This is a genomic window from Roseateles flavus, from assembly GCF_039872765.1.
Lineage (GTDB): Bacteria > Pseudomonadota > Gammaproteobacteria > Burkholderiales > Burkholderiaceae_C > Roseateles_B > Roseateles_B flavus.
On record NZ_JBDPZC010000003.1, the window covers coordinates 441,449 to 453,783 of the forward strand.

A 12,335-nucleotide genomic window follows, 5' to 3' on the forward strand; every position below is an offset into this window, starting at 1 on the left:
TGCAAGAGAGACCGCCATGAAGTTCATCGACACCCACCACGACCAATGGCACCGCGTGGCCGGCGAGGACGGCCCGCTGCCCCACCCGAGCGCCGCTCCGAACCTGCTGCTGACGCTGGAGCAATGGCACGCCGTGCGCGACACCTGGCCCGCCGGCCTGCCTGTGGGCGTGGAGCTCGCCAATGATTTCGATGTGGAAGAGCTCGTCGCCGACCTGCCCCGCCTCGCCCTGATCGCCCTGCAGTTCCCCAAGTGGGTCGATGGCCGCGCCTACACCCAGGCCCGCCTGCTGCGCGTGCGCTACAAGTTCAGCGGCGAGATCCGCGCCGTGGGCGATGTGCTCGTGGACATGCTGCCCTTGCTGGCCCGCACCGGCTTCGACGCCGTGCAGCTGCGCGGCGACCAGCACCGCGACGCCGCAGAGCGCGCGCTGACCTTCTTCCCCGGCCACTACCAGGGCGATGTGAGCGAGCCCCGCCCGCACTTCGCCCAAGTGCTGGCCAGCCAGGCCTGAGGAGCACGGTCATGAGCGACAGCGCCTCCGACGCCGTGTCCTTCCTGCCGCTGGGCAACGCACCGCAGAGCTCGGCCATCAGCCTCTACGCCCGCGCCACCGCCGGCTTCGACGCGCGCCTGGACGAGACCCGCGCCCTGCTGCGCGAGGCCCATGCCGAGTTCGGCGACGCGCTGCTGCAGTCCAGCAGCCTCGGCGCCGAGGACATGGTCATCACCGCCCTGCTGGCCGAGCTGCAGCTGCCCGTGGCCGTCGCCACGCTGGACACCGGCCGCCTGCACGCCGAGACGCTGGCGCTGATCCCACAGATCCGCACGCAGTACGGCATCGAGGTGCAGGTCTTCACGCCGGTGGCGGACGCCGTCGTGCAGTTCGTGAAGACCCGCGGCGAGAACGCCATGTACGAGAGCCTCGCGCTGCGCAAGGAATGCTGCGGCATCCGCAAGCTGGAGCCGCTCTCGCGCATGCTGGCCGGCCGCAGCGCCTGGATCACCGGCCTGCGCCGCGAGCAGTCCGCCAACCGCGCCGAAGTGCCCTTCAGCGAGCCGGACGGCCAAGGCCGCACCAAGCTCAACCCGCTGGCCGCCTGGAGCTGGGCCGACGTCTGGCATTTCATCCAGACCCGCGGCGTGCCCTACAACGCCCTGCATGACCAGTTCATGCCCTCCATCGGCTGCGCGCCCTGCACCCGCGCCATCGCCGTCGGCGAGGACTTCCGCGCCGGCCGCTGGTGGTGGGAGGACGAGAACGCCAAGGAATGCGGCCTGCACAAGGCCAAGAGCAATGAAGATCTGAAGTCTGGAGCGACTGCATGAACGCCCCCGTGAACCTGGAACACCTGGTCGCCAACGTCGACCACCGCCATCTGGACCACCTGGAAGAAGAGGCCATCTTCATCCTGCGCGAGGTCGCCGCCGCCTTCGAGCGCCCGGGCCTGCTGTTCTCCAGCGGCAAAGATTCCTGCGTGGTCCTGCGACTCGCTGAAAAGGCCTTCAAGCAACGCGTGTCCGGCAACGAGTTCAAGGGCAAGCTGCCCTTCCCCCTCGTGCACGTGGACACCGGCCACAACTTCCCCGAGGTCATCGAATTCCGTGACCGCCGCGTGGCGGAGATGGGCGAGCGCCTGGTCGTCGGGCACCTGGAAGACTCGATCAAGAAGGGCACGATCCGCCTCGCGCACCCGCTGGAATCGCGCAACGGCCATCAGACCGTGACGCTGCTGGAGACCATCGAGGAGCACCGCTTCGACGTGCTGATCGGCGGCGCCCGCCGCGACGAGGAGAAGGCGCGCGCCAAGGAGCGCATCTTCAGCCACCGCGACAGCTTCGGCCAGTGGCAGCCCAAGGAGCAGCGCCCCGAGCTGTGGAACCTGTTCAACACCCGCATCCGCCCGGGCGAGCATTTCCGCGCCTTCCCCATCAGCAACTGGACCGAGCTCGATGTGTGGCTCTACATCCAGCGCGAGAACATCCCCCTGCCGCAGCTCTACTACGCCCACGAGCGCCAGGTGATCCGCCGCAAGGGCCTGCTGGTGCCGCTGACCGAGGTCACGCCGCCCGAGGCCGGCGAGACGGTCGAGACCGCCACCGTGCGCTTCCGCACCGTGGGCGACATGACCTGCACCTGCCCGGTGGAGAGCGACGCCGCCAGCGCTGCCGACATCGTGGCCGAGACCCTGACGGTGACGGTGAGCGAGCGTGGCGCCACGCGAATGGACGATCGCACCTCGGATGCCTCCATGGAGCGCCGAAAGAAAGAAGGCTACTTCTGACGCCACCCCGCGGCGCCCCGCGCTGCGACGAGCCCGCCGCTCAGGCAAGACCTGACCCCGGGCCTCACTCGACGACTACAGATTGAGCAAGCCATGAGTGCAGTTCCCCAATTCGAGACGGTCCACCAACAGGACGTGGACACCCAGCACCGCGCCCTGCGCTTCCTGACCGCGGGCAGCGTGGACGACGGCAAGAGCACCCTGATCGGCCGCCTGCTGTTTGACAGCCGCGCCATCCTCGCCGACCAGCTGGACACCCTGGAGCGCCGCGCCGCCGGCCAGCCCATCGACCTCTCCCTGCTGACCGACGGCCTGGAGGCCGAGCGCGAGCAGGGCATCACCATCGACGTGGCCTACCGCTACTTCGCCACCAAGGCGCGCAAGTTCATCATTGCCGACGCTCCGGGCCACGAGCAGTACACCCGCAACATGGTCACCGCCGCCGCCGGCAGCGACGCCGCCGTGGTGCTGGTGGACATCACCAAGCTGGACCTGGCCCAGGCCGAGGTGCCCCTGCTGCCGCAGACCCGCCGCCACAGCCTGCTGGCCCACCTGCTGCGCGTGCCCAGCATCGTGTTCGCCGTCAACAAGATCGACGCCCTGGCCGCCGACGCCGCGGGCGAAGGCTTCGCCAAGGTCAGCGCCGCGCTGCGCCGCTTTGCCGAGGAAGCCGGCATCACCGTGACGGCCATCGTGCCCGTCTCAGCCCTGAACGGCGACAACGTCACCCAGCCCCTGGACGCCCCCTGGTACACCGGCCCCTCGCTGCTGCAGGTGCTGGAAGGCCTGCCCACGGCGCAAGAGACCGTCGAGGGCCCGCTGCAGCAGCCGGTGCAGTACGTGAGCAAGGAAGGCGAAGGCACGGGTTACCAGCCGCGCACCTTCTGGGGCCGCATCGCGCAAGGCCAGGTGAAGGCGGGTGATGAGGTCGAGGTGCTGCCCAGCGGCGTCAAGGCCGTGATCGCCGAGGTCCGCCGTGCGGGCGAGACGGTGGCCCATGCCGTGGCCGGTGAGTCCGCCGGCCTCGTGTTCGACCGCCAGGTGGACGTGAGCCGCGGTGACTGGATCGTCGCCCCCGGCAGCGCCGCCCCGCGCCAGCAGTTCGAGGCCACGCTGGCCTGGCTGGACACCGAGCCGGCCCAGATCGGCCGCAAGTACTGGGTGCGCCACGGCAACCGCTGGGTGCAGGCCCGCATCAGCGCCATCGAGCACCGCCTGGACATCCACACCCTGGCCGAGACCGAGGCCCACGAGCTGGCCGTGAACGAGATCGGCCACGTCGTGGTCGAGCTGCAAGCCCCGCTGCCCCTGGCGGCCTATGCCCAGAACCGCGTGGCCGGCGCGCTGATCGTCGTCGACCCCACCAGCAACCGCACCTCGGGTGCGCTGCTGGTGCGCTGAGCCGGCACCCACGAGTCAAGACCTGACCCCAAGGAGCATCACATGGGACGCGTCATCTTCGTCAGTGCCGGCCCCGGCAGCGCCGACCTCATCACCCTGCGCGGCCTGCGCGCCCTGCAGCAGGCCGATGTGGTGCTGTTCGACGCCCTGACCGACCCCGCCCTGCGCGAGTTCGCCCCCAGCGCCCGCTGGCTGGACGTGGGCAAGCGCGGCTTCTGCGACTCCACCGCCCAGACCGCCATCAACGCCGCCCTGGTGCGCGAAGCCCGCCAGGCCGGCGTGGTGGTGCGCCTCAAGGGCGGGGACGCCAGCGTCTTCGGCCGCCTGGAAGAGGAGCTGCTGGCGCTGGACGAGGCCGGCATCGACTCGGAAGTGGTGCCCGGCGTGACCGCCGCCATTGCCGCCGCCGCCCACACCCGCCGCCCCCTGACCCGCCGCGGCCAGGGCCGCAGCGTGGCCCTGACGACCGCCATGACCAAGGACGGCGACCTCCAGGCCCTCAAGAGCGCCGACACCGAGGTCTTCTACATGGCCGGCCGCCAGCTCGGCGCCCTGGCGCGCAAGCTGGCCCTGGCCGGATGGGCAGGTGACACGCCGGTGATGGTCGTCTCCCGCGCGGGCTGTGCCGATGCCCTGAGCAGCGAGCACACCGTCGACACCCTGCCCGCCGCCAGCCTGCTGCACCGCGGCCGCCCGACGGTGGTCACCGTCGGCGCGGGTGCCGCGCCGGTGTCCCCGGTGCGACAGCGCGCCGCCTTGCCGCAAGCCCTGGCCGCGCGCACGCCGGGCGATCAATGCCCCCAAGTTGAGCCCCATCAAGTGGAGCCGACGATCGCGCACGATTAAAATCCGCCCTTTGCCGCCAGAGCGCCCATGCGCTGGCGGTCCCCGGGCCCAACAACTCTAGAGCTGCTCCATGACCCACGTCGTTACCGAAGCCTGCATTCGCTGCAAGTACACCGATTGCGTTGATGTCTGCCCCGTCGACTGCTTCCGTGAAGGTCCGAACTTCCTGACCATCGATCCGGACGAGTGCATCGACTGCGCCGTGTGCATCCCCGAGTGCCCCGTGAACGCCATCGTTCCCGAGGAAGACGTGCCGGGCAACCAGCAGCACATGATCAAGATCAACGCCGACCTGGCGAAGAAGTGGCCCAGCATCACCAAGCGCAAGGCCGCCCTGCCCGACGCGGACGAATGGAAAGACAAGAGCGACAAGCTCTCCGAACTCATCCGCTGATTACCCCTGCGGGCCACGAGCAAGGGGCCCGGACTCGATAGATTGGATCCTCAAGTGACTCAAGCGACCTCCTCCGCGTCTGCCGGCGTGATCGAAACCGATGCCGTCATCGTTGGCGCTGGCCCCGTGGGCCTGTTCCAGGTGTTCGAACTCGGCCTTCTGGAGATCAAGGCCCACATCATTGACTCCCTGGCCTACCCCGGTGGCCAGTGCATCGAGCTCTACCCCGACAAGCCCATCTACGACATCCCCGCCCTGCCCGTCGTCACCGGCAAGGAGCTGACGGACAACCTGATGAAGCAGATCGAGCCCTTCGGCGCGACCTTCCATCTGGGCCAGGAAGTGACCACCGTCGAGAAACAGGAAGACGGCCGCTTCTTCGTCGCCACCTCCAAGGGCACGCAGTTCCTGACCAAGACCATCTTCATCGCCGGCGGCGTGGGCTCCTTCCAGCCCCGCACCCTGAAGGTGGACGGCATCGACAAGCACGAGGGCTCGCAAGTGCACTACCGCGTGCGCAAGCCCGAGCAGTTCGCCGGCAAGAACCTGCTGATCGTCGGCGGCGGTGACTCCGCCCTCGACTGGGCCCTGAACTTCTGCGGCGGCAACGAAGACGGCAACCCGCACAAGGCCGAGAGCGTCATCCTGCTGCACCGCCGCGACGGCTTCCGCGCCGCCCCGGCCAGCGTCGCCAAGATGAAGGAACTCTGCGACAACTACGAGATGCAGTTCATCGTCGGCCAGGTCACCGACCTGGATGAAGCCGAGGATGGCGCGCTCAAGGGCGTGAAGGTCACCGGCGGCGACGGCGTCACCCGCGTCGTCCCCTGCGACCAGGTTCTCGTCTTCTTCGGCCTCTCCCCCAAGCTCGGCCCCATCGCCGAGTGGGGCCTGGCCCTGGAGCGCAAGCAGATCCTCGTGGACACCGAGAAGTTCCAGACCAGCGTGCCCGGCATCTTCGCCGTGGGTGACATCAACACCTACCCCGGCAAGAAGAAGCTGATCCTCTCCGGCTTCCACGAGGCCGCCCTGGCCGCGTTCGGTGCGATGCCCATCATCAACCCGGAGAAGCGCGTGCATCTGCAGTACACGACCACCAGCCCGAAGCTGCACAAGGTGCTGGGCGTGGAGACGCCGGTGTTTGACTGAGGCTTGGCCTTTTGTCTGCGAAGAACCCGCCCGTGTGGCGGGTTTTTTGTTGTCTGAAGCTCTCGCGGTGGCGAGGGGGCTTCAACAGGCTTGGTGAGGTGCTTGGGGACGATCGCAGCGGCGCTCCCTACACTGATCGCCGCTCTGCCCTTCAGAGCACGGGATTGGCGTCCCGATGAGATCCGCGGGTCACTCTCTGTGGAGATCTCATGGACGAATCTGATCAATCCAACCCTGGGCGTGTTCTGCGCCAGGGGATACCCGACATTCTTGATGAGTTGGACCGGCTGCTTGGTTTGCAGACGGCGGATGCCCCTGCGTGGGTCGAATGGGGACGAACTGCGCGAGTGGGTTTGGCGGACACGTATCGGCGGCAGCTGGAGGTACTAGAAGCGCTGGAAGTGATACTGGCTTTGCTCGGGAGAGATCCTGAGAATCGGGTGCGATTCAGCGGCTTGGCGTGCTTGTTGGGACCCTTGGTAGACAAGCTAGGAGTCTCTTGCGCTCGCGTTACTGGAGCGACCTATGCAATTCCTAATTGATTCAATGCCCGCAGCCTAGAGGATGCTTTGCAGCTGAAGTGGTTTTCGGCAAACTGGAGCTCGGCTAACAGGACTGGCTATCTGGCCGACACGCAGCGGCAGGGCGGAGCGCCAAATGCATTGATCTACGCTGCAACAAAGAAAGGGGCGTCTGCACGTCAGCAGGCGGCTCAAGTCGAGCCGCGATGGGCCCTTCAGTGCCGCAACTTAATATAGGTCGCATGACATAGCTGCACCCTATCGGGCGAATGTGAAATGCACCTCAGCAGAGCTGCCTATACAGACTGAGATTCAGTACATCTGAGCCGCCCCAACAGTAGGCAACGACCTCCTAATCCATAGTGAAATTCAAGGGCACGATAGGGCGGATTAAATTCGAAAAGCAGTCTGAACTCACCTTAGGATCTGCTCCCGCCCGTGGGGATATACCAATGGCGCTGCACGCCAATCCATCTATCATTTACAAAACAACAGGAGGAAATGATGAGCATCAACTTCCCAATCCAGCCAGCCAGTGATGCGGGTGGTAAGAGTTCACTCGTTCAACACTTTGCAATTCAGGGCTTGTTTGGTTATCGATCGGTCAGTCTTGCCTCTGAATACGCGGCAACAATTCTAATTGCCCACAATGGGGCGGGCAAGACAACAATGTTAGGCGCATTGGATGCATTTCTAAGGTGCCAATTCGGAAGACTCGCCGAACTGACGTTTCAACGAATCGAATGCAAGTTGAGAACCTTGCCAGAAATGCTTGTTCTGGAGAAGACTGATCTAGACCATTACCTGAAGGACGTTGCCGAAAATTCAGCAATCTTGCGCACAGCAAAGCAATTCGATTTAGATCCTCAAGATGTCCTATTCTTTGTTTTGTGGGAATTTCCTCTATTATCCAGCAAGAGGCAACTGCTTAACCAAAACCCCGTCTTCAACAAAGTTTACAACCACCACACGCACACATACGATTCTACGTACGCCCTCTTCCAGGAACTATCCAAGGGGATGAGCATACCTGGATCGCCGATCGAATCGCTACGACAAAAAGTATCTACAGCGCTCGGTGAAACTGAAATCGTCTATCTTCCAACGTATCGCCGGATTGAGCTCTCTTTGCCGGAGCAAGAAGAGCCGCGCTACGGAAGAAAACCAGTCAGCGTTCATGCGCGCCTAGGCCTAACTCGACGAGGCCTGCACACCGGCGATATTCAGTTTGGCCTCTCCGATATATCAGCTCGACTTAAAGAGTTGAATCAGGAGATCATGTTTGAGTCAAATCAAAAGTATGCAGAAATTAGTGCAAACATTATTGACGACTTAATAAGCGGATCTTTTGAAAAGCAGAGCCCGAGCCTCGAAGAGCGGCCTAGCCGACAAGAGCTAGGAATCTTCTTTGAACGAATGAAGGCTGGCGGCCGAAGCGGACTTCTATTCGCGCCCTATTACGGACCATATGGACCAGCGAAGATTCCGGACTTCGATAGAATTTATTCCGGGAGGGTTCCCGAGAACTCCCAAAAGTTCCTTACCTACTTCTTGGGAAAACTGAACAGCGTTATCCAAAAGACGCGCGACACTGAAAACATCGTTGACAGCTTCGTCAGAAATTGCAACCGCTACCTCTCGGGCACGGATTCAACAACTGACGGGGAAGGGATTGACGTAAGGGATGAGAAAAACCTCCAACTAGACCGCGCGACTCTAGATGTTTCCGTTTGGCGCAAACGCCCAGCAAAAGAAATTCCACTGGATGCACTTTCGTCAGGCGAAAAGCAAATGATCTCCTTATTCGCCCGACTCTACCTATACCCACGCGACAAGCTTATCCTAATTGACGAACCAGAACTTTCACTATCCCTTGATTGGCAGCGAAAAATACTCCCTGATATTTTAAACGCACCACATTGCCGACAAGTAATCGCCATTACGCATTCGCCGTTTATATTTGACAACGAACTAGATGCTTTTGCCACCGCACTACGCATACAAATCTCGAACCAAGACTTCGAGGGCGGTAACTGAAGGCACAAAGTGGAGGTAAGCGTGGATACTTCTAAAAAAGACTGCGGATCGGCTACCGTCCAAAAATTGAGGGACGCAAGGAATTCCCCGACGGTCATGAAGTCAAAGCTCGCGGGAATCAGGTCTCATTGCAGGGATTGCATCGTCTTTGCCTTTGAAGGAATTGAGGATAAGACTATTTATTTTCATTGGCTTAGACAAATCAATCCCGGCATGAAATATGAATTCCTAGTCTGCAGCGGAAAGGCACAGGTTCTCGAATTTCGGGAGCTTTTAAGACGAGACTTGACTGGACTAAGAGATTCCATCTTCTTCTTTGTTGATCGTGATTTTGACGACCTTCGGGGCGTTGAGTTCGGCGACGATATTTTCATGACGGAAACATATTCCATTGAAAATCAATTGGTTTGCCATAAAGTTCTCGAAGGGATTATGAATGTTGACTTGCACTGCCACGGCGAACCCGAATGCCGCCGAACGGTACTACGAAAATTTGACGAATTATATGATTCTTTTCTATCTATCACCGAAGCCCTCAATAGAAGAATATTTTTAGCTCGTACTCTTAGCATTCGGAATAGCAAACCCTTCCCGGACAAGATTAGGCTATTGGCAAACGTAGAGCTTCTTCATGTCAGCTCCACAGACCTTGATCCAATGCAAATCGTAGTTCTCGATCGAGAGCCCACAGAACAAGAAGTGTCGGCACATGAGGACGCATTCAAGACGCTGAATCGCAGAGATCGCTATAGAGGTAAATTTGCCTTGCTCTTCTTTCAGCGCTGGCTTGAGCTACTCGGCGAAGAGCGCAACAAGCCAGACTCAGAAATTTTCAAAGGATTAGAACGCAAGAATACCGCAAATGGCCGCTTGTCCCTTGATTCACTGGCCGCCAAATCGGTTCCGCCGGAGGGCTTCAAAAACTTCATAGATAGGATTTTCTCCAAGCTTCCCGCGACTCCGGAAGTAAGCGTTATTTAGCGGTCCCGGGACCCGGGAGGCGGGGGCAGATACTGTCTTGAATTTCATAGGCTCCGGGGTCAGGCCTTAAGTTTCAAGCCCTTCAGAATTTAGCCCTGCCCCCGGCGTCCCAAGCCTGTGGTTTGCCACGGTTTTCAAGCGTCCGCAGTACATCAAGGCGGCTTAGACCAGACTGTGGAGCTCGTCCAGGTCCTCTTGCGTCGGCCCCGCCTGCTGCACTTCCTGCTTGAGGGCCTGATGGTCTGCCCGCCGGCCCATCAGCTTGTCCTGCGGGGCGGGGCTGAGGGAGGCAGAAGTCGTATCTTTGCGCGCGGACTCCGGGCCTACATTGGTGCCATGTTCAACAACTGGAGCCCCAGAATGGCCAACGCCGCAAAGCTCGCCCTCGCCGCCGTCCATCGCCGCCGTGCTCGTCTGGAGTTCGTCTCCAGGTGGAACCCCATGCGCCGGGACCTGGCCCGATTCAGCAGGCACGCCGCCGGCTTGCGCAGAAGGATTGATGTGCTTATGCAGTGCTGCTCTCCAAAGCTCATGGGCAGTAGCTCATTGCCAAACCCCGCAAGAGGAATCTGAGGCCAGGTTTCGGAATGATTCAGCTCAGGCAAAACAACGCCTGCAGCTGATGACACCTGAAACTCAATTCCTCATCGACATAGCCGCCAAAACTGCGGCTTACTTCCTTGCCTACTTGGTCATCGAGTGGATGCGTCAACGCGCTCAAACTCGACGACCCACACCCAGGGGTTCGCGCCCCAGGAATCTGCGCCGTTGATGGACTGCCAGCGCAGAGGCGGGGTCAGGCCTTGAATCTAAAGGCCTACAGATTTAAGGTCTGCCCCCGACTCCCGAGCTGCTGTTATAAGGTCGCCCAGAGTGCAGAGCAGCATCTAGGGGATACAAACTTCATTCGACTTGGCGACCTCATCGCAACATTCTCGATTGCTGACACTTGCTGCCCGCGAGCACCTCGGGTCCATCGGGTGCACGCAGAAAGGGCGTTCTCGCTTCTGGTTCGACGACCACGGATGGTGGGCCGCAACAGTCGAGTTCCAACCCAGCTCGTGGAGCAAGGGCAGCTATCTGAACGTCGGAGCCATGTGGCTCTGGCATCCGGCGGATCACTGGGTCTTCAATGAGTTCGATCGTGTTGAACCGTTCCACGAGTTTCACGACGACGCTCAGTTTCACTACGTTGCAGCCCAGCTCGCCGAGCATGCGGCAACTGAAGTACATACGCTTCGCCGGAAGTTCGATTCGGTTGAATCCGTTGCAAAGCACCTGATGCAAAAACCGGCCGAAGGGCTCTGGCCCAACTATCACGCAGCGATTGCGGCATCGCTGATTGGAGATGACCTGCTCGGGTTAATCGAGACAGTAATTCCTAGAAGACGGCGGGTTGCAGGTCTTGGCGGAGATGCTGTTTGAACTCCGCCGGGGTCAAGTATTGCAGGCTGCTGTGTGGCCGGACCTCGTTGTAGTGCTGGCGCCAGGTTTCGATGATGACGCGGGCCTCGCGACGTGAGCGGAACCATTCGAGGGACAGGCACTCGTCGCGGAACTTGCCATTGAAGCTTTCATCGGTGCCGTTCTGCCAGGGCTTGCCGGGATCGTTGAGCACCGTGGCGATGCCGGAGCTTGCGATCCAGTCCAGGATGGCCAGGCTGACGAACTCGGGGCCGTTGTCCGAGCGCATGAACAGTGGCGCGCCGTGCAGGCTCACCAACCGCGACAGCACCTCGATGACGCGCTTGGAGCGAATGGAGCCCGCCACGTCGATGGCCAGGCACTCGCGAGTGAACTCGTCGACGACCGTCAGGCACTTGATCTGCTGCCCGCTGGCCGTGGTGTCGAAGACGAAGTCGTAGGCCCAGACCATGTTGGCCTTGAACGGCGTGTGGATCCTCGGGCGCACCGATGCAATGCGCTTGCGAGGCCGCTTCCTGGGCACCAGCAGGCCCGCCTGACGCCATAGGCGATGCGCTCGCGACCAGCTCAGCTCGAAGCCCTTGCGACGCAGGAACACGCGGATGCGGCGATAGCCGTAGCGCGGGTACTGCGCAGACAGCGCCTTCATGGCCTCGATCACCGGTGCATCCTTGGCGGGCAGCCGGGGCTCGTAGCTGGGCGTGGATCGCGACATGCCGATCAGCCCGCAAGCCCGGCGCAGACTCAGGCCTCGCTCGCGAGCGAAGGCGACCTGGGCGCGCCGAGCCAGCGGGCTCACCATTAATGAGATGGTCCGCCCCGCACCTCGGGCGTATGTTCGAGACCCCACCTTCCGAGGAGACCGTCATGAGCAGCGTCGACAAGATCGCCGTGACCTACGGCATCGATTTGGGCAAGAGCTGGTTCCACCTGGTCGGGCTGGACGCCGCAGGCGCGCCAGTCAAGAAGGCCAAGCTCCATCGCAGCGGGATCGTTTCCTTCTTCGTCAACGTGCCTGCCGCCCGCATCGGCATGGAAGCCTGTCCAGGCTCCCAATGGCTGGCGAGGAAGCTCTGCGCCTTGGGTCACGATGTGCGCATCATTCCGGCGCAGTTCGTCAAGCCGTATGTCAAGTCGAACAAGAACGACGCGATCGATGCTACAGCCATCGCCGAAGCGGTAACGCGCCCGACGATGCGCTTCGTGCAGGTCAAGCATCTTGAGCAAGTCGAATTGCAGTTCCTGCATCGAAGCCGCGAGCTGCTGGTGTCAACACGCACGCGGCTGGTCAACCAA

11 protein-coding genes and 1 pseudogene are annotated in these 12,335 nt (G+C 61.8%); 11 read left to right on the plus strand and 1 reads right to left on the minus strand.

Annotation, left to right across the window (positions count from 1 at the left end):
- The first annotated feature begins 16 nt into the window (after window positions 1-16).
- The 10 genes from ABDJ40_RS09835 (at window position 17) to ABDJ40_RS09880 (ending at window position 11,039) form a co-directional block, all read left to right on the plus strand.
- Complete coding sequence (locus tag ABDJ40_RS09835) at window positions 17-514, plus strand: DUF934 domain-containing protein (protein ID WP_347609153.1); 498 nt, start codon at window positions 17-19, stop codon at window positions 512-514.
- 11 nt (window positions 515-525) lie between these two features.
- Window positions 526-1,329, plus strand: a complete 804-nt coding sequence (locus ABDJ40_RS09840) for a phosphoadenylyl-sulfate reductase (protein ID WP_347609155.1) — start codon at window positions 526-528, stop codon at window positions 1,327-1,329.
- Window positions 1,326-2,285 carry a sulfate adenylyltransferase subunit CysD gene (cysD, locus tag ABDJ40_RS09845; RefSeq protein ID WP_183103270.1) on the plus strand — a complete coding sequence of 320 codons (960 nt, stop codon included), beginning with the start codon at window positions 1,326-1,328 and terminating at the stop codon, window positions 2,283-2,285. Before ABDJ40_RS09840 ends, cysD begins: the two co-directional genes overlap by 4 nt.
- Before the next feature lie 93 nt (window positions 2,286-2,378).
- A complete protein-coding gene (locus ABDJ40_RS09850; RefSeq protein WP_347609158.1) occupies window positions 2,379-3,686 on the plus strand; it encodes a sulfate adenylyltransferase subunit 1 in 1,308 nt (435 codons plus the stop codon).
- A gap of 42 nt (window positions 3,687-3,728) precedes the next feature.
- Window positions 3,729-4,532 (plus strand): uroporphyrinogen-III C-methyltransferase, encoded by an 804-nt coding sequence (gene cobA, locus ABDJ40_RS09855; protein WP_347609160.1) that lies wholly within the window; start codon window positions 3,729-3,731, stop codon window positions 4,530-4,532.
- Between the two features lie 70 nt (window positions 4,533-4,602).
- Complete coding sequence (fdxA, locus tag ABDJ40_RS09860) at window positions 4,603-4,926, plus strand: ferredoxin FdxA (RefSeq protein ID WP_269629811.1); 324 nt, start codon at window positions 4,603-4,605, stop codon at window positions 4,924-4,926.
- A gap of 54 nt (window positions 4,927-4,980) precedes the next feature.
- Window positions 4,981-6,075 carry an NAD(P)/FAD-dependent oxidoreductase gene (locus ABDJ40_RS09865; protein ID WP_430765625.1) on the plus strand — a complete coding sequence of 365 codons (1,095 nt, stop codon included), beginning with the start codon at window positions 4,981-4,983 and terminating at the stop codon, window positions 6,073-6,075.
- A 1,025-nt stretch (window positions 6,076-7,100) separates the two neighbouring features.
- Entirely contained in the window at window positions 7,101-8,633 is a 1,533-nt protein-coding gene (locus ABDJ40_RS09870; protein WP_347609164.1) for an AAA family ATPase, read from the plus strand.
- A 96-nt stretch (window positions 8,634-8,729) separates the two neighbouring features.
- On the plus strand, window positions 8,730-9,614 hold the full coding sequence (locus ABDJ40_RS09875) for a DUF4435 domain-containing protein (protein WP_347609166.1): 885 nt from the start codon (window positions 8,730-8,732) through the stop codon (window positions 9,612-9,614).
- A gap of 939 nt (window positions 9,615-10,553) precedes the next feature.
- Entirely contained in the window at window positions 10,554-11,039 is a 486-nt protein-coding gene (locus tag ABDJ40_RS09880) for a hypothetical protein (protein WP_347609168.1), read from the plus strand.
- Here the strand turns inward: ABDJ40_RS09880 and ABDJ40_RS09885 are convergent.
- A pseudogene (locus ABDJ40_RS09885) lies at window positions 10,996-11,841 on the minus strand (IS3 family transposase); the annotation flags it as partial. The gene ABDJ40_RS09880 and the pseudogene ABDJ40_RS09885 overlap by 44 nt on opposite strands.
- Window positions 11,842-11,906: 65 nt before the next feature.
- On the opposite strand from ABDJ40_RS09885, the gene ABDJ40_RS09890 reads away from it, so the two are divergent.
- The coding region (locus tag ABDJ40_RS09890) for an IS110 family transposase (RefSeq protein ID WP_347609170.1) at window positions 11,907-12,335 on the plus strand (429 nt) is incomplete at its 3' end.

What these genes read in the sequence shown, in the direction of transcription:
- ABDJ40_RS09835 (WP_347609153.1), top strand. Translation starts at nt 17, where the DNA reads ATGAAGTTCATCGACACCCACCACGACCAATGGCACCGCGTGGCCGGC.
- ABDJ40_RS09840 (WP_347609155.1), top strand. Translation starts at nt 526, where the DNA reads ATGAGCGACAGCGCCTCCGACGCCGTGTCCTTCCTGCCGCTGGGCAAC.
- cysD (WP_183103270.1), top strand. Translation starts at nt 1,326, where the DNA reads ATGAACGCCCCCGTGAACCTGGAACACCTGGTCGCCAACGTCGACCAC.
- ABDJ40_RS09850 (WP_347609158.1), top strand. Translation starts at nt 2,379, where the DNA reads ATGAGTGCAGTTCCCCAATTCGAGACGGTCCACCAACAGGACGTGGAC.
- cobA (WP_347609160.1), top strand. Translation starts at nt 3,729, where the DNA reads ATGGGACGCGTCATCTTCGTCAGTGCCGGCCCCGGCAGCGCCGACCTC.
- fdxA (WP_269629811.1), top strand. Translation starts at nt 4,603, where the DNA reads ATGACCCACGTCGTTACCGAAGCCTGCATTCGCTGCAAGTACACCGAT.
- ABDJ40_RS09870 (WP_347609164.1), top strand. Translation starts at nt 7,101, where the DNA reads ATGAGCATCAACTTCCCAATCCAGCCAGCCAGTGATGCGGGTGGTAAG.
- ABDJ40_RS09875 (WP_347609166.1), top strand. Translation starts at nt 8,730, where the DNA reads ATGAAGTCAAAGCTCGCGGGAATCAGGTCTCATTGCAGGGATTGCATC.